The organism is Faunimonas sp. B44 (genome assembly GCF_052655945.1).
In genome coordinates, this window is record NZ_JBQYEX010000001.1 from 117,685 (window position 1) to 141,832 (window position 24,148).

The 24,148-nt window shown below is 71.4% G+C and carries 26 protein-coding genes and 1 riboswitch; of the genes, 9 read left to right on the plus strand and 17 right to left on the minus strand.

What is annotated here, in order from left to right; genetic code table 11:
• Positions 1-4: 4 nt before the first annotated feature.
• Positions 5-280 (plus strand): DUF6460 domain-containing protein, encoded by a 276-nt coding sequence (locus ACUN0C_RS00565; protein WP_445464366.1) that lies wholly within the window; start codon positions 5-7, stop codon positions 278-280.
• A 15-nt stretch (positions 281-295) separates the two neighbouring features.
• On the opposite strand, the gene ACUN0C_RS00570 is transcribed toward ACUN0C_RS00565, so the two are convergent.
• Positions 296-1,198 carry a histone deacetylase family protein gene (locus ACUN0C_RS00570; protein ID WP_445464367.1) on the minus strand — a complete coding sequence of 301 codons (903 nt, stop codon included), beginning with the start codon at positions 1,196-1,198 and terminating at the stop codon, positions 296-298.
• Between the two features lie 70 nt (positions 1,199-1,268).
• Here ACUN0C_RS00570 and ACUN0C_RS00575 point away from each other — a divergent pair, with 70 nt between their 5' ends.
• Positions 1,269-2,621, plus strand: coding sequence for an MATE family efflux transporter (locus tag ACUN0C_RS00575; RefSeq protein ID WP_445464368.1), 1,353 nt, complete (start codon positions 1,269-1,271; stop codon positions 2,619-2,621).
• A gap of 18 nt (positions 2,622-2,639) precedes the next feature.
• Here the strand turns inward: ACUN0C_RS00575 and ACUN0C_RS00580 are convergent, their stop codons facing one another.
• Together ACUN0C_RS00580 and ACUN0C_RS00585 are read right to left on the minus strand one after the other, a co-directional pair.
• A complete protein-coding gene (locus tag ACUN0C_RS00580; protein ID WP_445464369.1) occupies positions 2,640-3,731 on the minus strand; it encodes a quinone-dependent dihydroorotate dehydrogenase in 1,092 nt (363 codons plus the stop codon).
• Entirely contained in the window at positions 3,728-4,081 is a 354-nt protein-coding gene (locus tag ACUN0C_RS00585) for a DUF952 domain-containing protein (protein WP_445464370.1), read from the minus strand. Before ACUN0C_RS00585 ends, ACUN0C_RS00580 begins: the two co-directional genes overlap by 4 nt.
• Positions 4,082-4,751: 670 nt before the next feature.
• On the opposite strand from ACUN0C_RS00585, the gene ACUN0C_RS00590 reads away from it, so the two are divergent.
• The gene (locus tag ACUN0C_RS00590) at positions 4,752-5,216 is read left to right on the plus strand and encodes a hypothetical protein (protein ID WP_445464371.1); all 465 of its coding nucleotides are present in this window, start codon (positions 4,752-4,754) and stop codon (positions 5,214-5,216) included.
• Here the strand turns inward: ACUN0C_RS00590 and ACUN0C_RS00595 are convergent.
• Both ACUN0C_RS00595 and ACUN0C_RS00600 read right to left on the minus strand, forming a co-directional pair.
• On the minus strand, positions 5,207-6,094 hold the full coding sequence (locus ACUN0C_RS00595; RefSeq protein ID WP_445464372.1) for an acyl-CoA thioesterase: 888 nt from the start codon (positions 6,092-6,094) through the stop codon (positions 5,207-5,209). The two genes, ACUN0C_RS00590 and ACUN0C_RS00595, sit on opposite strands and share 10 nt — an antisense overlap.
• Positions 6,067-7,035 (minus strand): alpha/beta hydrolase fold domain-containing protein, encoded by a 969-nt coding sequence (locus tag ACUN0C_RS00600; protein ID WP_445464373.1) that lies wholly within the window; start codon positions 7,033-7,035, stop codon positions 6,067-6,069. The genes ACUN0C_RS00595 and ACUN0C_RS00600 overlap by 28 nt, the downstream gene beginning before the upstream one ends.
• Positions 7,036-7,086: 51 nt before the next feature.
• On the opposite strand from ACUN0C_RS00600, the gene ACUN0C_RS00605 reads away from it, so the two are divergent.
• The gene (locus ACUN0C_RS00605; protein WP_445464374.1) at positions 7,087-7,542 is read left to right on the plus strand and encodes a secondary thiamine-phosphate synthase enzyme YjbQ; all 456 of its coding nucleotides are present in this window, start codon (positions 7,087-7,089) and stop codon (positions 7,540-7,542) included.
• Between the two features lie 4 nt (positions 7,543-7,546).
• On the opposite strand, the gene ACUN0C_RS00610 is transcribed toward ACUN0C_RS00605, so the two are convergent.
• From ACUN0C_RS00610 to ACUN0C_RS00650, 9 genes are all read right to left on the minus strand, one after another.
• A complete protein-coding gene (locus ACUN0C_RS00610) occupies positions 7,547-7,927 on the minus strand; it encodes a hypothetical protein (protein WP_445464375.1) in 381 nt (126 codons plus the stop codon).
• A gap of 101 nt (positions 7,928-8,028) precedes the next feature.
• Positions 8,029-8,394 carry a hypothetical protein gene (locus tag ACUN0C_RS00615; protein ID WP_445464376.1) on the minus strand — a complete coding sequence of 122 codons (366 nt, stop codon included), beginning with the start codon at positions 8,392-8,394 and terminating at the stop codon, positions 8,029-8,031.
• 100 nt (positions 8,395-8,494) lie between these two features.
• Positions 8,495-8,821, minus strand: coding sequence for a hypothetical protein (locus ACUN0C_RS00620; protein WP_445464377.1), 327 nt, complete (start codon positions 8,819-8,821; stop codon positions 8,495-8,497).
• Positions 8,822-8,826: 5 nt separating this feature from the next.
• Complete coding sequence (locus tag ACUN0C_RS00625) at positions 8,827-9,138, minus strand: hypothetical protein (protein ID WP_445464378.1); 312 nt, start codon at positions 9,136-9,138, stop codon at positions 8,827-8,829.
• A 107-nt stretch (positions 9,139-9,245) separates the two neighbouring features.
• A complete protein-coding gene (locus ACUN0C_RS00630) occupies positions 9,246-11,093 on the minus strand; it encodes a sodium:solute symporter family protein (protein WP_445464379.1) in 1,848 nt (615 codons plus the stop codon).
• Positions 11,094-11,102: 9 nt separating this feature from the next.
• Complete coding sequence (locus ACUN0C_RS00635; RefSeq protein WP_445464380.1) at positions 11,103-11,351, minus strand: DUF4212 domain-containing protein; 249 nt, start codon at positions 11,349-11,351, stop codon at positions 11,103-11,105.
• 170 nt (positions 11,352-11,521) lie between these two features.
• On the minus strand, positions 11,522-12,397 hold the full coding sequence (locus ACUN0C_RS00640) for a universal stress protein (protein ID WP_445464381.1): 876 nt from the start codon (positions 12,395-12,397) through the stop codon (positions 11,522-11,524).
• On the minus strand, positions 12,394-14,091 hold the full coding sequence (locus ACUN0C_RS00645) for a cation:proton antiporter (RefSeq protein ID WP_445464382.1): 1,698 nt from the start codon (positions 14,089-14,091) through the stop codon (positions 12,394-12,396). The genes ACUN0C_RS00640 and ACUN0C_RS00645 overlap by 4 nt, the downstream gene beginning before the upstream one ends.
• A 92-nt stretch (positions 14,092-14,183) precedes the next feature.
• Positions 14,184-14,639, minus strand: coding sequence for a potassium channel family protein (locus ACUN0C_RS00650; RefSeq protein WP_445464383.1), 456 nt, complete (start codon positions 14,637-14,639; stop codon positions 14,184-14,186).
• A 110-nt stretch (positions 14,640-14,749) separates the two neighbouring features.
• A riboswitch (TPP riboswitch) is annotated at positions 14,750-14,848 on the plus strand.
• A 64-nt stretch (positions 14,849-14,912) separates the two neighbouring features.
• Here ACUN0C_RS00650 and thiB point away from each other — a divergent pair.
• Genes thiB through ACUN0C_RS00665 form a run of 3 tightly spaced genes read left to right on the plus strand, consistent with a single transcriptional unit; the run spans position 14,913 to position 18,205 of the window.
• Complete coding sequence (gene thiB / locus ACUN0C_RS00655) at positions 14,913-15,941, plus strand: thiamine ABC transporter substrate binding subunit (RefSeq protein ID WP_445464384.1); 1,029 nt, start codon at positions 14,913-14,915, stop codon at positions 15,939-15,941.
• 7 nt (positions 15,942-15,948) lie between these two features.
• The gene (locus ACUN0C_RS00660) at positions 15,949-17,520 is read left to right on the plus strand and encodes a thiamine/thiamine pyrophosphate ABC transporter permease ThiP (protein WP_445464385.1); all 1,572 of its coding nucleotides are present in this window, start codon (positions 15,949-15,951) and stop codon (positions 17,518-17,520) included.
• Entirely contained in the window at positions 17,513-18,205 is a 693-nt protein-coding gene (locus ACUN0C_RS00665) for a thiamine ABC transporter ATP-binding protein (protein WP_445464386.1), read from the plus strand. The genes ACUN0C_RS00660 and ACUN0C_RS00665 overlap by 8 nt, the downstream gene beginning before the upstream one ends.
• A gap of 3 nt (positions 18,206-18,208) precedes the next feature.
• Here the strand turns inward: ACUN0C_RS00665 and ACUN0C_RS00670 are convergent, their stop codons facing one another.
• Positions 18,209-19,639, minus strand: a complete 1,431-nt coding sequence (locus ACUN0C_RS00670; protein ID WP_445464387.1) for an MATE family efflux transporter — start codon at positions 19,637-19,639, stop codon at positions 18,209-18,211.
• Positions 19,640-19,701: 62 nt separating this feature from the next.
• Complete coding sequence (gene arfB, locus ACUN0C_RS00675; protein WP_445464388.1) at positions 19,702-20,124, minus strand: alternative ribosome rescue aminoacyl-tRNA hydrolase ArfB; 423 nt, start codon at positions 20,122-20,124, stop codon at positions 19,702-19,704.
• A 149-nt stretch (positions 20,125-20,273) separates the two neighbouring features.
• Here arfB and ACUN0C_RS00680 point away from each other — a divergent pair, with 149 nt between their 5' ends.
• Positions 20,274-21,269, plus strand: a complete 996-nt coding sequence (locus ACUN0C_RS00680) for an MBL fold metallo-hydrolase (protein ID WP_445464389.1) — start codon at positions 20,274-20,276, stop codon at positions 21,267-21,269.
• A gap of 223 nt (positions 21,270-21,492) precedes the next feature.
• Entirely contained in the window at positions 21,493-23,802 is a 2,310-nt protein-coding gene (locus tag ACUN0C_RS00685) for a PAS domain S-box protein (protein WP_445464390.1), read from the plus strand.
• Between the two features lie 31 nt (positions 23,803-23,833).
• On the opposite strand, the gene ACUN0C_RS00690 is transcribed toward ACUN0C_RS00685, so the two are convergent.
• Positions 23,834-24,079 carry a DUF1858 domain-containing protein gene (locus ACUN0C_RS00690; RefSeq protein ID WP_445464391.1) on the minus strand — a complete coding sequence of 82 codons (246 nt, stop codon included), beginning with the start codon at positions 24,077-24,079 and terminating at the stop codon, positions 23,834-23,836.
• Between the last annotated feature and the right edge of the window lie 69 nt (positions 24,080-24,148).

Sequence of the window (24,148 nt, forward strand, 5' to 3'; positions counted from 1 at the left end):
GCACATGGACCGGATCAGCCGATTCCTGGGGGACAGCCCGATCCGGGTGTTCTTCCGCCTGCTCGTGCTCTCCTTCGTGGTCGGGCTGGTGCTCGCGACGCTGAACATCCGGCCCGTCCAGCTCTATTACTGGGCCGAGCGGATCGTCCTGCGGATCTGGGACATGGGCTTCGCCTTCCTCGACGACGTGCTCGGCTACCTGATCGCCGGCGCGATCGTCGTGATCCCGATCTTCCTGCTGATGCGGCTCTTCAGGATCGGCTCGCGGCGGGCCGAATAGGCGCGGCCGGATCGTTCATGCGAAGCGTGCCGCCGCCCGGAAGAGCGTCATGTGGCGCCCGACGAGCGCCTCGAGGTCGGCGGCATAGCCGCCGCCGATGACGCAGGCGAGCGGCACCCCGGCCTCCCGCACGGCGTCGATGACGAAGAGGTCCCGCTCGCGGAGCCCTTCGTCGGAGAGCGCGAGCCGCCCGAGCCGGTCGTCCCGGTGCGGGTCGACGCCGGCATTGTAGAACACGATGTTCGGCCGGAACGCCTCGACCGCCTCCGGCACGACCCGCCGCACGACCTCGACATAGGCCTCGTCGCGCGTGCCGTCGGGAAGCGCGACGTCGAGGTCCGACGGCACCTTGCGGACGGGATAGTTCCTCTCGGCATGGACGGAGAGCGTGAACACGTTCCTGTCGCGCGCGAAGATCGCCGCCGTGCCGTCGCCCTGATGGACGTCGAGATCGACGATCAGCGCCCGCCCGATTGCGTCCTGCGCCCTCAGCGCGCGGACCGCCACGGCGACGTCGTTGAAGACGCAGAAGCCAGCCCCGCCGGCCTGCCGGGCATGGTGGCTGCCGCCGGCGCTGTTGCAGGCGAGGCCGTCGCGGAGCGCGAGCTCGGCCGCGCGCAGCGTGCCCCCGGTGGCGGCTTCCGCCCGGCGCGCGACCGCCTCGCTCACCGGAAGCCCGATCTCGCGCTCGGTCGCGGGCGGCACGCTGGAGGCGAGGACCGCCGCGACATAAGCCTCGTCGTGCACGCGCCGGAGCGCCTCGGCGCCGATCGGCACCGGCTCCTCGAACCCGCGCCAGCCCGGCAGCCCGTCCGCCGCGATCCGCTCCGCCAGCCGCCGGAACTTTCCCATCGGGAAGCGGTGCCCCTGGGGGATCGGCGCGTCGTAGGCGGGGTGATGGACGATCGCGAGCGGCATCGGCAGGCATATAGCGCAAGGCCGCCGCGCCGCGCTAATGAGGCGGCCGGGCGGACGCGGGAGCCTGCGGATGGCGGAAGACCTGGGGAGACGTGCGGCGGGCCCGGTCCGGCCCTTCACGGTCACCCATGCGGGCGTGCTGAAGCTCGCGCTGCCGATGACGCTCGCCTACATCTCGACCCCGCTCGTCGGCGTCGTCGATACCGCCGTGATCGGCCAGCTCGGCCAGGCCGCCCTGATCGGCGGCATCGCCGTCGCGGCGATCATCTTCGACCTCTTCTTCACGACCTTCAACTTCCTGCGCGGCGGCACGACCGGGCTGACGGCGCAGGCGCTCGGGGCTGAGGACCGGGCGGAGGAGCAGGCCGTGCTCTTCCGCGCCCTCCTCGTCGCCATCGTCGCCGGCACGCTGATGGTGCTCCTGCGCGCGCCCTTCGCCGCCCTCGGCTTCGGCGCGATGGGCGTCGACGGCGAGGTGCTGGCGGCCGGGCGCCTCTATTTCGACGTCCGGGTGCTCTCCTCGCCCTTCGCGCTCGCCAATTACGTCATCCTCGGCTGGATGCTCGGCCGCGGCCGCTCCGGGACGGGGCTCGCGCTCCAGACCCTGCTGAACGGCACCAATATCGGGCTCAACCTCCTCTTCGTGCTCGGCCTCGGCTGGGGCGTGGCGGGCGTCGCCTGGGCGACGGTGGCGGCGGAGGTGGCGACGGCGCTCGTCGGCCTCGGCCTCGCCTGGCGGAGCCTTTCCCCGGCGCATCGCCCGTCCGCCGCCCGCGTCTTCGACCTTGCGAAGCTGAAGCGCACCGCGGCGCTCAACACCGACATGATGGTGCGCTCCTTCTCGCTGCTCTTCGCCTTCGCCTTCTTCACCCGGCAGAGCGCGCAGTTCGGCCCGGAAATCCTCGCCGCGAACGCCATCCTCATGCACTTCTTCATGACCGGCTCCTATTTTCTCGACGGGCTCGCCGCCGCCGCCGAGCACCTCGCCGGCCGTGCGGTCGGTGCGCGCTACCGGCCCGCCTTCGAGCGCACGGTGCGGCTCACCATCGGCTGGGGCCTCGCCGTCTCCACCCTCGTCGCGGCGCTCTACGTGCTCGCCGGCGGCGCGATCATCGACCTGATGACGACGGCGCCGGAGGTCCGCGAGGCGGCGCGCGCCTTCCTGCCCTGGGCTGCGCTGACGCCGCCCGCCGCGGTGGTCGCCTTCCAGATGGACGGCATCTTCATCGGTGCCACCTGGTCGCGCGACATGCGCAACATGATGCTGCTCTCGGTGGTGATCTATCTCGTCGCCTGGGCGGCCCTGGTGCCGGTCTGGGGCAATCACGGCCTGTGGGCGGCGCTCCTCGTCTTCCTCGGGGCGCGCTCGCTCACCTTCCGCTGGCGGATGCGCCGGCTGCTGCCGCGCACCTTCCCGGCCTGACCCCTTCGCGGCCGGCCGTCAGCGCGCCTTCCAGGCCTCCGCCCACCGCTCCGTCTCGAGGCCCCGTGCCGCGCCGATCTGCGGCAGCCCGGTTTCGCCGAGGCGCTGCTTCAGCCCCTCGGCGATCCTCCGGGGCAGCGTCGGGCCCTGGTAGAGGAGGGCGGTGTAGAGCTGCACGAGGTCGGCGCCCGCGGCGATCTTGGCCCACGCCGTGTCGGCATCCTCGACGCCTCCGGCCCCGACCAGCACGAGCTCCGCCCCGGCGATCTGGCGCGCCCGCGCCAAGAGCGCGGTGGAGAGGCTGAAGAGCGGGCGGCCGGACAGTCCGCCGGCCTCTTCGGCGACGGTTCCCGCCCGCAGCCCCTTCCGCTCGACGGTGGTGTTGGCGATGACGAGGCCCTCGCAGCCGGCCTCCATCACCGCGCCGACGATCGCCTGGAGCTGGAGGTCGTCCATGTCCGGCGCGATCTTCACGAGGAGCGGCGTCCGCCGGCCCGACCTCTCGGCCGCCGCCGCGCGCGCCTCGCTCACCCGGCCGAGCAGGTCGCGGAGCGTCGCCTCCGCCTGCAGGTCGCGGAGCCCCGGCGTGTTCGGCGAGGATATGTTGACGGTGAGCCAGGCCGCGTCGGCCGCGAAGCGCTGCACGCCGGCGACGTAGTCGCCGATCCGGTCCGGGCTCTCCTTGTTGGCACCGATATTGACGCCGACGAGCCCGGCGCGGTTGCGCCGGCGGGCGAGGTTCCGCGCGAGCGCCTCGTGCCCCGCGCCGTTGAAGCCCATACGGTTGATGACGGCGTGGTCGGCCGGCAGGCGGAAGAGGCGCGGCTTCGGATTGCCCGGCTGCGGCAGCGGCGTCACCGTGCCGACCTCCACGAAGCCGAAGCCGAGCGCCAGCATGGCGTCGGTCGTCTCGCCGTTCTTGTCGAAGCCGGCGGCGAGCCCGACCGGGTTGGGGAAGGTCAGGCCGAGCGTGCGGATCGCGAGGCGCGGGTCGGCGGCCTCCGCGCGGCCGGCCGGGTGCCAGACCCGCATGGCGCGGATCGCGACGTCGTGCCCGGTCTCCGGGTCGAGCAGATGGAGGAGCCGCGTCGCGCGGTCGACGAGGCTCATTCGCCGTCCTCGAGCGGCGGGAAGGCATGGCGGCCGTTCGCCCCGAACGGCAGCGGCTTCACCCAGGCGACCGCGTCGAGGACGAGCGGGCCGTAGAGATGCGGGAAGAGGTCCCCGCCGCGCGACGGCTCCCATTTCAGCGCCTCGCCGAGCGCGTCCGTGCGCACCGCCACGAGCAGGAGGTTCTCCTCGCCCGCGAAGTGCTTCGCCGCCGTCTCCTGCGCCTGGTGGGCGGCGGAGAAGTGGATGAACCCGTCGGCGCGGTCGACCGGCGCGCCGTGGAACGCGCCGTTGGCCTCCGCCTCGCGCCAGAGGGGTTCCGGGCAGATCTTGTAGACGTGCTTCCTCATGCGCGCGGGACCATAGCCGCCGCGTCGGCCATCCGCCACCGCTGCTCGATGCGCTCGCCGTCGTCCTGCCCGGTCCTCACCTCACTCTCTGTCGTCAATCCCGGGCCTTTCCTCCTCGCTGTCGTCATGCCCGGGCTCGACCCGGGCATCCAGCACAGCCCCCGCGGCACGGCACGCGCCCCATGGATCGCCGGATCAAGTCCGGCGAGGACGACAGTGGGTGAGGCGACGCAGAGAGCCGATCCGTCCCCCGCGACATTCACTGTCGTCATGCCCGGGCTTGACCCGGGCATCCAGCACAGCCCCCGCCCCACGACACGCGCCCCGTGGATCGCCGGATCAAGTCCGGCGATGACGACAGTGGGGGAGGCCACGCCGAGACCCGCTCCGCCGCCCGGCGAGGACGACAGTGGGGAGGCCATGCCGAAAGCCGCTCCGCCGCCCGATCCCCTCTCTCTCTCTCGTCATGCCCGGGCTTGACCCGGGCATCCAGCGCAGCCCCCCGCCACACGGCACGCGCCCCGTGGATCGCCGGACCAAGTCCGGCGAGGACGACACCGGGAAGGCCATGCAGAGACCTGCTCCGCACCCCCGGCGATCGTGCGGGGCGGGTTTCTCAACGGCCGCTGCTGGCCTATCCTCGAGAGACGGGGCGCTGGAGGACAGTCTCATGATCGGACGCACCGCGGTCCTGCTCGCCGTCACGCTTTCGGCCGGAGCGGCGCTCGCGCAGGAGGCGGGCGAGGACGGCCGCTACACGATCGTGCCGGCGCCGGACGGCGCCTGGCGCATCGACCGCTCCACCGGGGCCGTCTCGCACTGCGCCGGCGCGGGCGCGCAGACGGCGTGCCGGCTGCTGCCCGACGAGCGCGTCGCGGTCGCCGAGGAGATCGACCGCCTCAACGGCCGCATCGACCGGCTGGAGGCGCGGCTGGGCGATCTGGAGGCCGAGCGCGGCCTCGTCGCCCCCGAGCCCGCGCCGGCGCCGCCGGCCATGCCGAGGACGCCGGAGCCCGACATGCCGACCCAGGACGAGCTCGACAAGGCGCTCGAATTCACCGAGCGCGCGTTCCGCGGCTTCCTCGACATGGTCGAGCGGCTGAAGCGCGATTACGGCGCCGGCGATCAGCTCTGAGCCGGCTCGGCCGCGGCGGCGCGGTCGAGGATCGCGCGCGGAAGGTCGACGGCCTTGCGGGCCGCCATGTCGAAGATGACGGTGCCGATGTCCCCGATCGCCGCGAGCCGCCCGGTGCGGGCGTCGAAGAGGTGGTGCCGGTAGCGGAAGACCTTGCCGAGCGGCTCGCCATAGGTCGTTAGCATGACCACCGGCATGTCGGCCCGCAGCGGGTCGGCGAGCGTCAGCTTCGCCTCGACGACGGCGCGCCCGAGATTGTTCGTCGCGAAGAAGTCGCGCCGGATGCCGATGGCGCTCCAGGCGTGGCCGGCGCCGTCGGTCATGCAATGGACCACGGCGCGGGTCGCGGCCCTGCCGCCTGCATCGCAGAACCGCGCCGGAACGATGCCGCGGAAGGTCTCCTGCGCCCCTGCCGAGAGCACGTCGTCCAGTGCGATCGCGGTCCCTGCCGGCTCGGGGGCGATGCCGCGCGGCTTCGCCTCCGGCACGTCCGCCCACCGGATCGCCGGCCCGGCCGCGCCCGCGGCCGTCGCCGGAAAGCCGTCGATCACGGTGGCGGAGAGGACGTCGCGGTCGATCGAGTAGAGCCCGTGGACGACCGTGATCGGATGCGGGCCGCCCGCCGCGATCGCGGAGTGCACCGACACGCCCTCGCCGGCATGGAGCTCGCGGTGGTAGCGGATGTGGCGCACCGTCGGCAGCCCGGACGGCGCCCCCCGGAGCGCCGCGTGGATCGCGGCATGGTCGAAGCGCTCGGCGTAGAACTGCACGTTCATGTGCCCGTTCTCGTCGCACTCCCAGGTGTTGACGAAGGAGCGGAGCGTGACCGGCGCCTGCCTGAGCTTTTCGATCATCCGTCCGCCATCCGCTTCAGCCATGCGTCGATCTCCCGGTTGCTGCGTTGCGCGAGCTTCATGTCGATGCCCTGGAAGAAATGCGCGCCGCCCGGCCAGAGCGAGAGTTCGGCCGCGCTGCCGGCCGCGGCCCAGCGCGCCGCCATGAACAGCGTATCGTCGATGAGCCCGTCGCGCGTGCCGCAGGTGAAGAGCGCCGGCGGCATGCCGCGAAGGTCCGCGTAGAGCGGCGACACGTCGGGATCGCGGCGGTCCTCGCCGTTCTGCAGGAAGCGCGCGACGAAGGCCTCGGTGTCGCGCCGGGCGAGGATGAGCGGCTCCTCCTGAGCGCGCATGGAGGGCGTGAGGGCGAGGTCGAAGGCGCCGCAGAGGAGGTTGGCGCCGTGGAAATGCGTCAGCCCGTGGCGGTCCCGCAGCCGGACGAGCGTGACAACGGAAAGGTGGGCGCCGGCCGATTCGCCGCCGATGAAGAGCCGGTCCACGCCGAAGCGCGCGGCCGCCTCGCGTGCGGCCCAGAGCGCGGCCGCCTCGCAATCGTCGGGGCCGGCCGGGTAGGGGTGCTCCGGCGCGAGCCGGTACTCGACGGAGCAGCAGACGAGCCCGGTGCGCTCCGCCGTCGCCTCCAGCGTCTCGTCCTGCATGTCGGCCGCGCCGAGCATCCAGCCGCCGCCGTGGATGTGGAGGTAGAGGCCGCGCGGCGCACCGGCGGCCGGCGCGATCACCCGGATCGGGACCTCGGGACCGTGGAGCCCCGGGGCAGCCGTCGTCACGGCGCGCGCGCTCGGCCTCTGCAGCCTGAAGGGGCTGAGGCCGGCGCGCCGCGCCGCGTGCAGTTCGTCGGCCGTGAACGTCCAGCGGTCCGGGCCGGCGCGGGCGGCGGCGACGAGCGCGGCGTTCGCGGCCAGCGTGTCGGGGTCGATGGCGTCGTCGGAGAAGATCGACGGGTCGAGAAACGGGCGGATCACGTGCTACTCCCTTGGCCGAGCCAGAAAGCAGATGGCGGGGGCGCGGTCCAGATGGGCGGGTTCACGGAACCGATCGATGAATTCGCGATCGAGCGCATGGTCCGCTCGTCCGTCAGCGTGGAGACCCGCGGGCCGGGCTTCCTCGACATCACCGGCGCGGCCTCCGGTTTCCTCCGGGCGGCCGGGGCCTCCGAGGGGCTTCTCACCGTCTTCGTGCGGCACACCTCGGCGTCGCTCGCGATCCAGGAGAATGCCGATCCGGACGTGCTCGGCGACCTCGCGACGGCGCTCGACCGGCTCGCTCCGCGCGACCATCCCTGGCGCCACCGCGCGGAGGGGCCGGACGACATGCCGGCCCATGTCCGCGCCATGCTGACCGGCGCCTCGCTCGCCGTGCCCGTCCGCGGCGGTCGGCTCGGCCTCGGCAACTGGCAGGGCCTCTACCTCGTCGAGCACCGCGACCGGCCGCACCGGCGGCGCGTCGACTTCGTCTTCGTCGGGCGATGACGCCTCAGCTGGCCGGGCCGAGCCGGAGGAGCGAGAGGAGCAGCGCGGACGACCAGAGCACGGCGGCCACCGCCGCCGTCCAGCGGGCGAAGCGCAGATAGGCCTCGCGCAGCACGGTGGAGATCACCCAGCGCGCGTAGGGCTCGGCCGGCCGTTCGCTCTTGTCGAGATAGAGCCAGAGCTCGGTGCGCGTGTGATCGCCGGCCGCGCTGGCGCGGGCGCGCAGGAGCAGGATGATGAGGAGGATCAGGACCAGGATGCCGCCGGAGCGGAGCGCCAGCAGCGGGTCGTAGGAGAGCCCGGCCATCATCACGAAGATGGCGAGGCCTGCGAAGCCGACCGCACGCCCGATGCTCTGAAACGCTAGGTTCCGCAGCCGCTCCACGGGTCGTCTCCGCCCGAGGCGGAAAGAGTACGGTCAGCGTGCTCCGCTCCGCAAGGCCCCCTCCGCAAGGCCTGCGCGGCGCGCATCGGGCGACGAGGCCCTCAGAGCACGATCGAGAGCGCGAGCGCCGTCCCGAAGAAGAGCGCCGCGACGCCGGCCGACCAGCGCGCGAAGCGGAGATAGGTCTCGAGCAGGATCTCCGTCAGCATGCGGTAGCCGTCCTCGTGGTGCGGGCGGCGCTCGGCCGCGAGCATCGTCCAGACTTCCGTCGTGCGCGGGTCGATCCGGCCGGCGCGGTCGGCGCGCTGCAGCAGGAACAGGCAGAGCAGGATGGATCCCGTCCCGCCGATCTTCAGCGCCCACACCGGGTCGTAGCTGAGGCTCAGGATCACGAGGCCGAGCCCGAAGAAGCAGAGCGACACGGCGCGGCCGATCGACAGGTAGGCCAGGCTTCGCAATTCTTCCATGATGGTCTCACGTCGTCAGCACAGCGTTCGGCGGGCTAATGACGCGGGGCGGGTTCCGTTCCGGGCGGGCGGTGCGACGCGCGGCCGTCCGGCGCGATGGTCATTGAAGGATCATGGCCGCGATGCGCGCGAAGGTTGGGAAGGCGAGCACCAGCGCCGTGACGAGCCAGACCGCGTAGGACGTGGCGTCCGTCTCCTTCCGGCCGGTCGCGCGCTCGAAGAGCGCTGCCGGGACGCCGGACAGGATGAGCGTCATGGTTGCGGCGAGGAGCGAGGTGAAAAAGGCGACGAGCGTCGGGCCGGCGATCAGGAGCGCCGGAGCGAGTACGGTGATGACGATGCGCGCCGTCAGCGTGAAGAACGGCGAGAACAGCCCGTTCAGGATCGCGAGCGCGACGATGAGGGTGAGGAAGGGATTGCCGCTCATCGGCCTCACCCGGTCAGGCCCGGCGCGAGGCCGGCGCCGGCGAGGCCGACATAGAGGGTGAAGCGCAGCATCAGCATCCAGACCGCGGCGAGGAGGATCACCAGCAGCGGCGGCACCGCGCGCGGCGTGAAGAAGGCGACGGCGCGCGCGATCGGGTTCGTGATGCGCACGAAGAAGCGGAAGATGTAGTTCGTGGAGCCCGGCTCGAACACGAACGAGAGCACGAACCGAGCGAGCAGCGAGTACATCAGCGCCGCGAGCACGTAGTTCGTCAGGTGGTAGACCCAGAACTCGCCGAACTGGACCGCGTCGCTCAAGCGCCCTCTCCCATCGCCCCGTTCTCCCGCCGGTCCGGCATAGCGGCCTTCCGCCCAAAGAAAAAGGCGGGGCCGAAGCCCCGCCCTGGAGGTTTGTCGGTTTCGGCTCAGGCGGCCTTTTCGGTCATCAGGACCTTGCCGCGCGGCCGCCGGATCTCGTCGATGAAGTCCTGCATCTCCTTGGAGGGGGCAGGGGTCATCAGCGAGACCACGATCATCGTGAGGACGCCGAGCGGCAGGCCGATGATGGCGGCGGAGATGTTCTGGATGCCGCCGGTGACGCCCGGGATCGGCCAGAGCGCCATGCCGCCGTACTTCGTCATCACGAGGTAGAAGAGCGTCGATCCGAAGCCCACGAGCATGCCCGCGATCGCGCCGGCCGTCGTGGTGCGCTTCCACCAGATGCCGAGGACGAGCGCCGGGAAGTTGCCCGCCGCAGCCAGCGAGAACGCCCACGCCACCATCGACAGGATGTCGGCCGGCTTCGTCGATGCCACCCAGGCGGCAATCACGGCCACGACCGCCAGCAGGACGCGGGCGACGATCAGCCGCCGCCGGGTCGGCGCCTCGGGATCGACCATCTTGTAGTAGACGTCGTGGCTGAGCGCGTTGGCGATGGCCAGAAGCAGCCCGTCGGCCGTCGACAGCGCCGCGGCGAGGCCGCCCGCCGCCACGAGACCCGCGATCACATACGGCAGGCCGGCGATCTCCGGGGTGGAGATGACGATCACGTCGTTGTTGATCTTGAGGTCGGCGAGGCCGAGGATGTTGTCCGCGCTGCCGACCGACAGGCAGGCCGCACGGATCGCCTCGAGCGTGGTCGCGTCGACGCCGCAGACCTGCACCAGGCCGAGATTGCCGTAGGTGTAGATCCACGCCGGCAGCGCGTCCATCGAGGCGCCGATGACGTTCTGGTAGACTTCCAGCTTGGCGAAGGCCGCATAGGCCGGGGCCGTGAAGTAGAGCAGGAAGATGAAGAGCAGCGACCAGCCGACCGACTTCCGCGCTTCACGCACCGAGGGGGTGGTGAAGTAGCGCATCAGGACGTGCGGCAGCGAGGCCGTGCCGACCATCAGGCAGAGGATCAGCGCGAAGTAGTTGAACGGATCCATGTTCGTGAAGGGCGCGATGTGCGGCTTCACGGACTGGGCGAGCCCGTTCTGGACCATCTGCTGCTCGAGCGCGGTGATCTCCTGCAGCGCCTGGCCGTAGGTGAGCTGCGGGATCGGCAGGCCGTACTTCTGCGCCGAGAGCAGCACCACCGGGATGAGGTAGGCCACGATCAGCACGATGTACTGCGCCACCTGCGTCCAGGTCACCGCCCGCATGCCGCCGAGCATCGAGCACAGCAGGATGCCGAGCAGGCCGACATAGACGGCGACCTCGAAGCTGATGCCGAGGAAGCGCGAGGCGATGATGCCGGTGCCGTAGATCTGCGCCACCACGTAGGTGAAGGAGCAGAACAGGAGCACGATGATGCCGATGAAGCGCGCCACGTTGCCGCCGTAGCGCGCCGCCAGGAAGTCGGGGACCGTGTAGGCGCCGAACTTGCGCAGGTAGGGCGCGACGAGCACGGCGACGAGCACGTAGCCGCCGGTCCAGCCGAGCACGTAGGCGAGGCCGTCATAGCCGAGGGCGTAGAGCGTGCCGGCCATGCCGATGAAGGAGGCCGCGGACATCCAGTCCGCACCGGTCGCCATGCCGTTGTAGATCGCCGGCACCTTGCGCCCGGCGACGTAGTACTCGGACACCTGCATCGTGCGGGAGAGCACGCCGATGCCGGCATAGACCGCGAGCGTGAAGAAGACGAACAGGTAGCCGATGATGCGGTTCGGCACCCCGACCTGCTCGAGGATCGCGAGCAGGACTACGAAGCCGAAGAACCCGCCGGTGTAGACGGCGTAGATCTTGCCGAGATTGCTGGTGAAATCACCGCCGCTTGTGCGTGCAGACATCGTGCCCCCCTATTCCTCGGCCACGCCGAATTCGCGGTCGATGGAGTCCTGCCGCCGCGCGAACCAGAAGATCAGGATCACGAAGACGATGAGGGAGCCCTGCGCGGCCATGTAGAAGCCGAGCGGGAACCCGAGGATCACGATCTCGTTCAGCGACCGTACGAAGAAGTGAATTACAAAGCTGAAGAAGAACCAGATCACCAGCGTGGTGATCATCAGGCTCTTCGTCTTGGCCCAATAGGCGCCATCATGAGACATCGTTCGATGCCCTCCCCAATGCCGCCGAAAGAGCGGCGTTGCCTCCACCAGACTCGGGCTTGTGCCCCTTCTCGCGAATCGCGCAGGGCGCAATTCGAGCGCCGCGATCCTAGCACCGCGGAAGATGTGGCTGGATTCGACTTTGGGCGGAGGGCCGGCCCCGGCGCCTGCTACGTCGTGGCGGGCGTGTCGGGCGTGTCGGTCGCGATGCGGGGCAGCACCAGGAGGTCGGTCGTGCCGTGCCGGATCAGCTCGGAGCTGACGCTGCCGAGCAGGCCGCGGACCAGGCCCCGGCGCGCATGGGTGGCGACGGCGACGAGGTCGCAGCCCTCCTCCGAGGCGACCTTCTGCAGCGCCTCCGCCGGCTCGCCTTCCAGCACGCGGGGCAGCGCGCCGGCGGCGGCGTCGGTCCGCCGGAGCGCAGCCTGGAGACGGGATCGCGCAGTCGCGGCCGCCTCTCTCCGGTGGGCGTCGATCTCCTGCCGGTCGACGCCGGCATAGACCATCATTCCGGCCGCGATCGTGGTGAAGGCGTGCAGCGCGGTGAGCCGGCGCGGTGCGATCGCCGCGACGGCGGCGAAGAGAGGGGCGAGGTCGGCCGGCTCGAAGCTTTCCACGCCGAGGAGGGCGTGGCGGTACGGCTCGCTCGCCGGCTGCCGGGCGATCAGGACCGGCACCTCGCTGAACCGCACGAACCGCTCCACCGTCGTGTCGCGAAAGGTGTCTCGCCAGAAGTTCCTGCGGTGGTCGCCGGCGACGACGAGGTCGGCGCCGGCCGCCTTGGCCGCGGAATCGATCGCCCAGTAGACGTCGCCCGTCACGACCCGCCTGGCGACGGCCGTGCCGTCTCCGATCCTGGCGCATTCCGCCGCGAGGTGGCGCTCGGCCTCGGCCTTCCTGTTGTGGAGGATGTCGGTCGGCAGGTCGTCGTCGATCGCGTGCACGAGGAGAAGGTCGGCGCCGGTCGTCTCGGCCAGCACGCGCGCGCGGGCCACGGCGAGTTCGCCGCGCTGCGAGAAATCCGTGGCCACCACGATCGTCTTCATGACGCGAGAACCTCCGGTTTCTTCGCTGCGGGCGGAATTGCGGCTTCGTCGATGTCGAGGATCTGCTTGGCGGCTGAGGCGGCCGCGTCGTCGAAGGGATGCAGCACGAGGTCCACGCCGCCTTCGTCGAGCCGGCTCGCCTCGGCATCGTCGCGAGCGGTGATCGCCACGCGGCCGGAGAAGCGGTGGCTCCGGATCGCGCTGAGCAGGCCGCTGCGGGCATCCGTCTCCGTCAGGAGGATCGTGCCGTAGGGGATCGCCAGCACGATCCATCGCGCCTTCGACAGCGGGAGGTCGTTCCAGAACTCCGGCTCCGTGACGTCGCCGTAGCGGACCTGGTACCCGTGCGCCGACCAGGCCCGCACGGCCTGCGGGTCGAGATCGACCGCGAGCACCCTGAGCCCGGCGTCGGTCAGGCGCTTCAGGAGCTGCCCGCCGAACCGGCCGAGCCCGAACAGGATGACGTCGATCTCGGGCTGCTCGGGCTCGTCGGCGGCGCCGTGCCGCGTGCGCCGGAAGTCGAACGGCCGCAGCAGCGGTTCGGCGAGTTCGTAGAGCTGGTGCGAATAGGTGATCATGTAGACGGAGATCGCGATCGTCACCAGGCCGACCAGGGTGACGAGGCCGACGGCGGACGGCTCGACATGGCCGAGGCTGAGACCCATCGCCATGAAGATGAGCGAGAACTCGGAAATCTGCGCGACCGTCAGACCGGCCAGGAACCCGGTGCGGAGCCGGTACCCCATCGCCGACATGATCACCATGACGATCAGCGGGTTCCCGATCAGCACGAACAGCGAGAAGACGATCGCCCGCCCGAGATCCTGCCCGAGGCCGGAGAGGTCGAAGGACGCGCCGATCGAGACGAAGAAGAAGAGGAGCAGGAATTCCCGGAGCCCGGCGAGCCGGGCGGAGATCATGTCGCGATAGGGCGTCGAGCCGAGCGACACGCCCGCAATGAGCCCGCCGATCTCCTTGCCGAGCCCGACCGTGTCGCCGAGCGCGGCCGCGGCGGCCGCCCAGCCGATCGCGAAGATGACGAGCAGTTCCGGCGTGCGTGCGAGCCGGCCCATCAAACCGTCCGCCGCGTAGCGCACGAACAGGATCAGGACGACGATCGCGGCGACGAGCGCGGCGAGGACCTGCCAGAGCGAGCCGGCGCCGCCATGTTCGCCCTCGCCGATCCCGAGAGTGGAGAGGACCACCATCGTGATCACGACTACGATGTCCTGCACGATCAGGAAGCCGAGCGCGATGCGGCCGTGCAGCGTCTCGAGCTCGCGCTTGTCGCTGAGCAGCTTCACGATGATGATCGTGGAGGAGAAGGTGAGCGCGACCGCGACGTAGAGGCTGGTGACGGCGTCGAGGCCGAGCGCGAGCCCGATGCCGAACCCGATCACCGAGGTGAAGAGGACCTGCCCGAGCCCGGTCGCGAGCGACACCGGGCCGAGCGTCCTGACCAGGCGGAAGTCGAGCTTCAGGCCGACCAGGAAGAGCAGGAGCGCCACGCCGAGCTCGGCGAGGAAGCGGATCTGGCCTGCGGTCTCGGCGCTGTTGTCGAAGAGCGCGGCCGCCAGCAGCCCGACGGCGATGAAGCTGACGATCACCGGCTGGCGGAGCGCCGCCCCGAGCATCCCGATGGCTGCGGCGCCGAGCAGCAGCCACGCCATTTCGTGAAAGATTACGTCGGCCATCCACGATCCGTCTGACCGCCGTCGAATGGCAGCCCGCGGCGCGATGGTCAAACGGGATCGAGAGCTGCCGCCGCCGCTCCCGGCGGAGGGTTCTACTCGCGCCGGTCTGTGTGGCTCCGCGCCCGGGTGTGGAGCGGCCACAGGCGCTCCATGGCGAGATAGGTGAAGGAGGTCGACCAGCCGATGAGGAACAGGCCGTTCAGCGCCTCGATGCCCGAGATGAGGCGGAGCGCGCCGGCCGGGTAGATGTCGCCGAAGCCGAGGGTCGAATAGGACGTCACCGAGAAATAGAGGTAGTCGGCGAAATGGAGCTCCAGGTTGCCGTGGAGCGATCCGAGGCCGACGCGGTCGAGCAGGAGGTAGCCGGCGGCGTAGGCCCAGACCTCGATGGTATGCGCCGCGAAGCAGCCGAGCACCACGACGAGGATGCGCAGGCGGAGCGGGAGCCTCATTTGGGGAAGCGCCACGGATATGAGCCGCAGCACCTCGTAATGGATCACGATCGTCGCGACCACGAGCGCGCCCCCGATCAGGAGTGACACCGCCACGATCTGCTCCCCCCGCTCCACCTCCCCATTGCCTACGACGGCGGCGCGTCGGCGACAATCGCCCGGCCGGACGAGCGCTTGCGCCTTCGCCCCGCCCGCACTAGCGTGCGCGCCGTCTCGCGGGGTGCCCGTCCGGGCTGAGAGGCATGAGCCAACCCGTCGAACCTGATCCGGGTCATGCCGGCGGAGGGATGAGATGCCGAGAGCCGACGGCTCCCGCCCCGCACCCTGCCGCGCCCGACCCGGGACCACGCGCAGGCGAGGAGCAGCGTCATGAAGGTTTTCCGGGGAATCGGCTGGCTGCGGCTGGCCAGCGCGGCGATGGCCGCACTCGCGCTCGGCGCAGGCCAGGCTGCGGCGCAGGCGAAGCCGCGCCTGACCGTCTACACCTACACCTCGTTCGCCGGGAAATACGGGCCGGGCGCCACGATCAAGGAGCGCTTCGAGGCGGAGTGCGGCTGCACGCTGGACTGGGTGGCGAGCGACGACGCCGGCACGCTCCTGTCCCGGCTGAAGCTCGAAGGGTCCGGCACCCGCGCAGACGTCGTGCTCGGGCTCGACCAGAACCTCGTCGCGGAAGCGCGCGCGACCGGCCTCTTCGCGCCCCACGAGGTCGACCTCGCCGCGCTCGACCTGCCGGTTCCGTGGAGCGACGACACCTTCGTGCCGTTCGACTGGGGCTGGCACGCCTTCGTCTACGATTCCACCAGGCTCGCCGCCCCGCCCGCGAGCTTCCGCGACCTCGTGGAGGCCGAGGACGGCCCGACGCTCGTCGTCCAGGACCCGCGCACTTCCGCGCCGGGGCTCGGCCTGCTCCTGTGGGTCCGCTCGCTCTACGGCGAGGAGGCCGCCGGCGTCTGGCGGAAGCTCGCGCCGCGGATCGTCACCGTGACCAAGGGCTGGTCGGAGGCCTACGGCCTGTTCCTGAAGGGGGAGGCTGACATGGTGCTGAGCTATTCGACCTCGCCCGCCTACCACATCGGCGCGGAGAACGAGACGAAGTACCGGGCGGCGATCTTCCCCGAAGGGCACTACATGCAGGTCGAGGTCGCCGCCGCGACCGCCGCGTCGAAGAACCCGGATCTCGCCCGCGGCTTCCTCCGCTTCATGCTCTCCAACCCGTTCCAGTCGGCGATCCCCGAGGGCAACTGGATGTATCCGGCGGTCGAGCCGGAGGGCGGGCTGCCGGCCTCCTTCGCCGACCTCCCCGCGCCGGAGAAATCCCTGCTGATGACGCCGGAAGAGGTCCGCGAGCATCGCCGCCCCTTCGTCGACGAATGGCTCGACGCGATGAGCCGCTAGGCGCGCCATGGGCCGGCTGCCGGGCGTCGTCGTCCTCGTCCTCGTCTTCGGGATCGTCGCGGCGGCGCTCGGCGGGCTCGCCGCGGCCGCGGGCCCGGAGAGCGCGGACCTGCCCTGGCGCTATGTCGGCCGCGTCCTCGCCTTCAGCGTCGGCCAGGCGGCGCTCTCGACAGTGCTGTCGCTGCTTCTCGGCGCGGCGCTCGCGCTGGCGCTCGCGCGCCGGGCCCGCTTCCCGGGCCGCGACCTCTTCGTGGCGGCGCTCAACCTCGCCACCGTGCTGCCGGCGATCGTCGCCGTCTTCGGCATCGTGGCGGTGCTCGGCCGCTCCGGCTGGGCAGGCACGGCCGCGCGCTTCCTCGGCTTCGAGTACGGGTCGTGGCTCTACGGCTTGCCCGGCATCCTCGTCGCGCACGTCTTCTTCAACGCCCCGCTCGCGGCCCGCATCTTCCTCGGCAGCCTCTCGGCGGTGCCCGCCGAGCACTGGCGACTCGCCGCCCAGCTCGGCATGCCGGCCGGGGCCGTGTTCAGGATCGTCGACCGGCCGGTCCTCTTCCGGGAGGCGCCGGCGCTCGGGCTCCTGATCTTCCTGCTCTGCTTCACGAGCTTCGCCATCGTCCTGGCGCTCGGCGGCGGCCCGCGCGCCTCCACGCTGGAGGTGGCGATCTACGAGGCGGTGCGCTTCGAGGCCGATCTCGGGCGCGCCGGGCTGCTCGCCGCGATCCAGATCGCGATCTGCCTCGCCATCGCGGTGCCGGTGCTCGCGGCGGCGCGCCGGCCGCCGGAAATGCCGGGCGCGGCGCTCCCCGCCGAGCGGCCGGATACCGGCATCCCGGCGCTCAAGGCCCTGGACGGGCTCGTGCTCGCGCTCGGGGCGGCGCTCGTCCTGCCGCCGCTCGCCGCGATCCTCGTCTCGGGAGTCGCAGGTCTCTCGAGCCTCGCGCCGGGGGAGACGGCGCTCGCGCTCGTCACCAGCGTCGCGATCGCCGTGCCGGCCGGGCTGCTCGCGACGCTCTTCGCCGTCGCGCTCGCCGATCTTGCCCGCAGGCTGCGCGGCGGTGCGCGCGGCGACCGGGCCGCCGACGCGATCGGCCTCGTCGGCCTCGCCGCGCTCGCCATCCCGCCGGTCGCCCTCTCGGCCGGGCTGTTCGTGGCGCTCCGGCCGGTCGTGAACCCGTTCGCCTTCGCGCTGCCGCTCATCGTCCTCGTGAACGCCCTGATGGCGCTGCCCTTCGCGCTCCGCCAGGTCGAGCCGCCGCTCGCGCTCTCGGCCGAGCGCTACGGCCGCCTCGCCGACAGCCTCGGCATCGCCGGCGCCGCGCGCATCAGGATCGTCGACTGGCCGCTGCTGCGCCGGCCGTTCCTCGTCGCGCTCGGCATATCGAGCGCGCTCTCGCTCGGCGATCTCGGCGTCGCCGCCTTCTTCGGCTCGGGCAATCTCCTGACGCTGCCGCTCCTCCTCCACCAGCTGATGGGCGCCTACCGCATGGAGGCGGCGGCCTCCGTGTCGCTCCTCCTTGCCTCGCTCGTGCTCGCGATCTTTCTTGCCGCGCAACGCTGGTCCGGGGACGCGCTTGCTTGAAATCGCTGATCTGAGGCTCGACTATCCGGAGTTCAGCGCCCGCTACGACCTCCTGGTCCCGGCCGGCGCGCTCTGCGCGCTGATCGGCCCCTCGGGCGGCGGCAAGACCACGCTCCTCCACGCCGTCGCCGGCTTCGGCGAGCGGCCGACCGGCACGCTGCGCTTCGGCGGGCGCTACCTGATCGGGCTTGCCCCGGCCGAGCGCCCGCTCTCCATCCTCTTCCAGGATCACAACCTCTTCCCGCACCTCACGGCGGAGGAGAATGTCGGCCTCGGCATCAGGCCCGACCTGCGGCTGAAGGCGGAGGACCGCGCCCGCATCGCCGGGGCGCTCGAGCGGGTCGGCCTCGCCGGCATGCAGCGGAGGCGCCCCGGCGAGCTCTCCGGCGGCCAGCGCCAGCGCGTGGCGCTCGCCCGCGCGCTCGTCCGCGACCGACCCCTGATGCTCCTCGACGAGCCCTTCGCCGCGCTCGATCCCGCCCTTCGCGCCGACATGATCGCGCTCGTGGACGCGGTCCGCCGCGAGCGCGGCCTGACGGTGGTGATGTCGATCCACACGCCGGAGGACGTCGTCCCGATCGCCGAGCTGATGGCCTTCGTCGCCGACGGGCGGGTGGTCGCCGCCGACCGGCCGGACCGGCTCCTCGACGCGGCCGTCCATCCCGAGCTCGAGCCCTACCGCTGAGCCTCACGCCCGGGCTTCGCGCCGCGCCTCCGCCGCGGACGCGCCGACAAGCCCCAGCCGCTCGCGCGCGATCCACCGCCCGGTCATCAGGATCGCGACCAGGATCAAGGCGCTCGCGAGCCCGATCCAGATGCCGACGCCCTCGAGCCCGAAGCGGAAGCCGAGCAGCGCCCCGAACGGCAGGCCGACGCCCCAATAGCCGAACAGCGCGAAGAGCATCGGCACGCGCGTGTCGTGCAGGCCGCGCAGCATGCCCGAGCCGACCGCCTGCGCCCCGTCGGCGACCTGGAACAGCGCGGCATAGGCGAGGAACGTCGCCGCCAGCGCGACGACCTCCGCATTGCCCGGGTCGCCGATGTCGAGGAAGGCCGAGATCAGCAGCTCCGGCGCGCCGACCATGACGATCGCCGTCATGGTCATGAAGCCGACGCCGAGCGCGTAGGCGGTCCAGCCGGAGCGCGCGATCGCCTGCCGGTCGCCGGCGCCGAACGCCCGGCCGACCCGCACCGTCGCCGCCTGCCCGAAGCCCATCGGCACCATGAAGGCGAGCGAGGCGAGCTGGATCGCGATCGAATGCGCGGCGAGGCTCGCCGGCCCGATCAGGCCCATCAGGAACACCGCCGCGTTGAAGATCGAGACCTCGAACAGGATGGTCGCCCCGATCGGCAGGCCGAGCCGCCAGAAGGCGCGGAAGCGCGGCCAGTCCGGCCGCCAGAAGCGGCCGAAGACGTGGTAGCGCCGGAACCGGCGGTCGACCGAGACGATGAGCGCGAGCCCGAGGAACATCAGCGTGCTGCAGAGCGTCGTGGCGAGCCCCGCGCCGACCAGCTCCAGCCGCGGGAAGCCGAGCGCCCCGAACATCAGCACCCAGTCGGCGAGCGCGTTGACGACGATGGTGACCGCGCCGACGAGGAGCGCCCAGACCGGCCGCTCCAGCGCCGCCACGAAGCTGCGCAGCACGATGTAGCCGAGGAAGGGCAGCATCGACCATTGCAGCGCGCGCATGTAGGCGGCCGATTGCTGGGCGAGCGCCGGGTCCTGCCCGAGCACGTCGACGAGGATCGTCTCGGCGTTCCACAGCACGACCCAGACCGGCAGCGTGATGGCGATCGCGCTCCACAGCCCCTGCCGCACCGTGCGCCGCACGTCGCGGACCGAATTGAAGCGCCGCCCGATCTCGCGCGCGACCATCGCCGAGGTGGCGCCGAGGAGCCCGATCCCGAAGATCAGGAAGGCGAAATAGAGGTTGGAGGCGAGCGCGCCGGCGGCGAGGTAGCGCGGCCCGAGCCAGCCCATCAGCACGACGTCGGTCGCCGTCATGCCGGTCTGGGCGAGGTTGGTGAGGATGATCGGCCAGGCGAGCGAAAGGGTCGCGCGCACCTCCCGGGCCCACGCGCTCCGCGCGCCCATGCTCTTCGCCATCGTGTCCGGCATGGCGCGGCTTCTACTCTCGGGCCGCGGGAAAGGCCATCGGCTGTTCGACGGCGAGGCAGCGCTCAGTCAGAAGGCGGGCGCGTGCTGCGCAGTCGCTTGATCTCGCCGCGCTCCTTCTTGGCCGTGAGTCGCTTGCGCCGTGCAGCGGCGGTCGGCCGCGTCGGCTTGCGCTTCTTCGGCTGCTCGGCCGCCTTGCGGATCAGCGCGACGAGCCGCTCCAGCGCGTCGGCGCGGTTCCGCTCCTGGCTGCGGAAGCGGTCGGCGAAGAGCACGATCACGCCGTCTTTGGTGAGGCGCGATCCGGCCAGCCGCTCGAGCCGCAGCCGCACCGGCTCCGGCAGGTTCGGCGACCGGCGCGCGTCGAAGCGGAGCTCGACCGCGGTCGAGACCTTGTTGACGTTCTGGCCGCCCGGCCCGGACGCGCGGACGAACTGCTCGGCGATCTCGCTTTCGTCGATGGCGAGCGTGCCGGTGATCCTGATCATGGCGGGGCCTCGCGCCTGTCCCGGCTGGAATCGGGCTGCCTCCGCTCCAGATACCCGCCGCGGCGTTCAATGCAACGTGACCGGCCGGCGGTTGTCCGGCCGGCATGGCCGTGGCGTGATGAGAAGCTCGATTCCGGGAGGAGCAGAAGATGAAGCTCGACAGACGGCAATTGATGACGACAGCGGCGGCGGGCGCCGCCATGCTCGCCGTGCCCGCGATGCCGCGACCGGCCTCGGCCCAGCAGCCGCCGGCCGCACCGGGCGGGGGCCCGCAGCCCCAGCCGGCGAGCGCCTATCGCTACCGGATCGGCGACATCACGGTCACGGCCTGCGCCGACGGCTTCGCGGCGCGTCCGCTCGACGAGACGTTCATTCCGAACGCCGAGTTCGGCGACGTGCAGAAGGCGCTCGAGACCGCCTTCATCCCGACCGACACGCTGCCGATCCCCTTCACGCCGCTCGTCGTCCAGACCGGCTCCGAAGTGATCCTCATCGACACCGGCTTCGCCGACAACGGCCCGCCGACGACCGGGCAGCTTCGCGCCAACATGGAGGCGGCCGGGATCCGGCCTGAGGACGTCACCAAGGTGGTGATCAGCCATTTCCACGGCGACCACATCAACGGCGTGCGCAGCAAGGCGGGCGAGCTCGTCTATCCGAATGCGGAGATCATGGTCCCCGAGCCGGAATGGGCGTTCTGGATGGACGATGCGAAGATGGATTCCGCTCCGGAGGGCCTGAAGGGCAACTTCCAGGCGGTGCGCCGCGCCTTTGGCGACAACGCCTCCGACGTCACGCAGTACCGGTGGGACCAGGAGGTCGCCCCGGGCGTGACCGCGATCGACGCCCGCGGGCACACGCCCGGACACACCGCCTTCGTGATCGCCTCCGGCGACGACCGCATGATCATGATCGTCGACGTGACGAACCACCCGGCGCTCTTCGTGCGCAACCCCGACTGGTCGCCGGTCTTCGACATGGACGCCGAGCAGGCCCGCCAGACCCGCCGCCGGATCCTCGACATGGCGGCGACCGAAAGGCTGCGGGTCGCCGGCTACCATTTCCCGTTCCCGGCGAACGGCTACATCGTGAAGGACGGCGACGGCTACGATCTCGTCCCGGCCATGTGGATGCCCGCCACCTGATCGCGATGCGGGCGTGGCGGACATGCCACGCCCCTCGCCGCCACGCTCTCCGTCGTTCCCGCTCGCCCCGAGGGGCGCTCTGCGGCATTCCCTCGCTTCGTCGTACCGCCCGGACCCGTCCCGCGCACGCCGTGCGGAGCCGACGGGCAGCACTTTGCGCTTGCCCTCCTCTCCGTCTCGGTTTTGATCCTCGTCAAAGGCGGGGCGTGCGGTGGGAGGTAGCGTGGAGCAGTCGCAGAACGGGATGCCGACGGTGACCGCCACGGGTGCGGCCGCCGCGCCGGTTCCGCCTCGCGCCATCCGGATGCTGAGGGACGGGACGGCCTTGCTGCTCATCACCATCGCCCTCCTCGTCGCCGCGCTCGGGATCGATTCGCTTCTGCCGCCCGAATACGCGACCGGGCTCCTCTATCTCGGCATCATGATGCTGAGCTTCTGGCTGCCGTGGCGCTACGCGATCGTGGCGCTCGCCGCGCTCGCCGTGGCGTTCGTCGGCATCGGGTACGTCATCTCCCCGGATAGCGCGGCCTGGGGCGCCGTGGAGACGATCACCAACCGTTCGGTCGCCGCGGTCGCCATCGTGCTCACCGCCTTCATCGCCGACCGGCACCGCGCCTCCATCCGGGCGCTGCGGCGGAGCGAGGCGACGCTCAGGGAAGCGCAGAGCCTGACCCATCTCGGCCATTTCGAGCGTCGCGTGGGCAGCCCGGGCATCGCCTGCTCGGCCGAGTGCCTGCGCATCTTCGGGCTCGGCGCCGAGGCGCGGACAGTGCCGGAGCGCGAGCTCCTCGCCAGCATCCATCCCGACGACCGCGACCGCTTTGCGCGCCACCTGATGGAAAGCGGCGGCACCGAGGAACCCGTCGAGGCCGATTTCCGGGTGGTCTGCCCGGACGGGGAGGTGAGGGACGTCGTCTGCGCCATCCGCTCGAGCGCGGAGGGCGGCGTCCGGCAGCGCCTCGTCGGCACCGTGCTCGACGTCACCGAGCGCCGGCGGACCGAATCCGCGCTGGCTGAGCGCGAAGCGCGCCTGCGCTCGATCCTCGACACCGTGCCCGAGGCGCTCATCACCATCGACGAGTTCGGGATCATCGAGGATTTCAGCAAGTCTTCGGAGGCGCTCTTCGGCTACCAGGCCGAGGAGGTCATCGGAAAGAACGTCATGATGCTGATGCCGGCGCCCTACCGGGAGGAGCACGACGGCTACATGGAGCGCTACCGCCGAACCGGCGAGCGCCGGATCATCGGCATCGGCCGGATCGTCACCGGCCAGCGCAAGGGCGGCACGACCTTCCCGATGGAGCTCGCCGTCGGCGAGGCGAACGCCTCCGGCCGCCGCCTCTTCACCGGCTTCGTGCGCGACCTCACCTCGAAGCAGAAGATGGAGCAGGAACTCCGCCAGGCGCAGAAGATGGAGGCCGTCGGCCAGCTCACCGGCGGCATCGCGCACGATTTCAACAACCTCCTCACCGTCATCATCGGCAACCTCGAGATGCTGGAGGCGCGGCTCGAAGGCACCGAAGCGCAGCGCGCGCTCCTCGCCGAGGCGATGGAGACGGCGCAGCTCGGCGCCCAGCTCACCGAGCGCCTGCTCGCCTTCGGGCGGCGCCAGCCGCTGGTGCCGCGCGTGGTCGACGTCGGTCAGATGATTCGCGACCTGTCGGGGCTGTTCCGGCGCACGCTCGGCGAGACGATCCAGATCCAGACCCGCATCGCCGACCATCTGCCGAGGACCCAGGTCGACCCCTCGCAGCTGCAGAACGCGCTGCTCAACCTCGCCATCAACGCCCGCGACGCCATGCCGACGGGCGGGACCCTGACGTTCGAGGTGGCGCCGGCCGAGCTCGACCTCGATTACGCCCGCTCCCATTCGGAGGTCCGGCCGGGGCGCTACGTCGCCGTCACCATCACGGACACCGGCGCGGGCATGTCGCGCGAGGTGCAGGAGCGCGCCTTCGAGCCGTTCTTCACGACCAAGCCGGTCGGCTCCGGCACCGGCCTCGGCCTCAGCATGGTCTACGGCTTCGTCAAGCAGTCGGGCGGGCACGTGCAGCTCTACAGCGAGGCCGGGCATGGCACATCGGTCCGGATCTACCTGCCGCCGGCGAGCGAGGGTGACCAGGTCCTGGAGGCCCAGCCGCGGCCCGTGGCTTCGGCCTATCCCGGCCGGGGCGAGACGGTGCTGGTCGTGGAGGACGAGGTCCGGCTCCGGCGCGTCACGGTCGCCCGCCTGAACGAGCTCGGCTACGCCGTGATCGAGGCGGAGAACGGCCCGGCCGCCGTCAGGCTGATGGAGCAGGACCCGAAGATCGACATCGTGTTCACCGACATGGTCATGCCGGGCGGGCTGTCCGGCACGGACGTGGCGCGGGAGGCGCGCCGGATCATCCCCGACGTGCCGATCCTGCTCACGACGGGCTATGCCGAGCCCGAGAGCCTGCGCAACGCCGCCATCGACGGCGCGGACTGGCTGCGGAAGCCCTATACCGCCGGCGAGCTCGCCCGGAAGATGCGCGAGATGCTGGAGCCCTGACGCCGCGCGATCGCCGGCCGGCCGGGCGGCCTCAGGCGGTCCTGGCGAGCGCCGCGTCGTCCTCGCGCGCCGGGTCCTCCGCCCGCCTGCGCACCGCCTCCAGTTCCTGCATGAAGGCATCCGGGTCGATGTCGTGGGCGAGGCAGGCGTCGTCGATCGTGTGGATGCGCCCGACGGGGCAGCCGACGCAGTGCATCTTGCGGCCGAGGAAGACCTTGATGGTCGCGGGCCAGGCCCGCATCACCTCGTCGACGAGCCTGTCGAGCGTGATGAACATGGCGCGTTCTCCGCCTCTCGCCGGCAGGCGGGCCGGCTCCGATCGTCGGCCGGAGCATGGCTCCCGCCG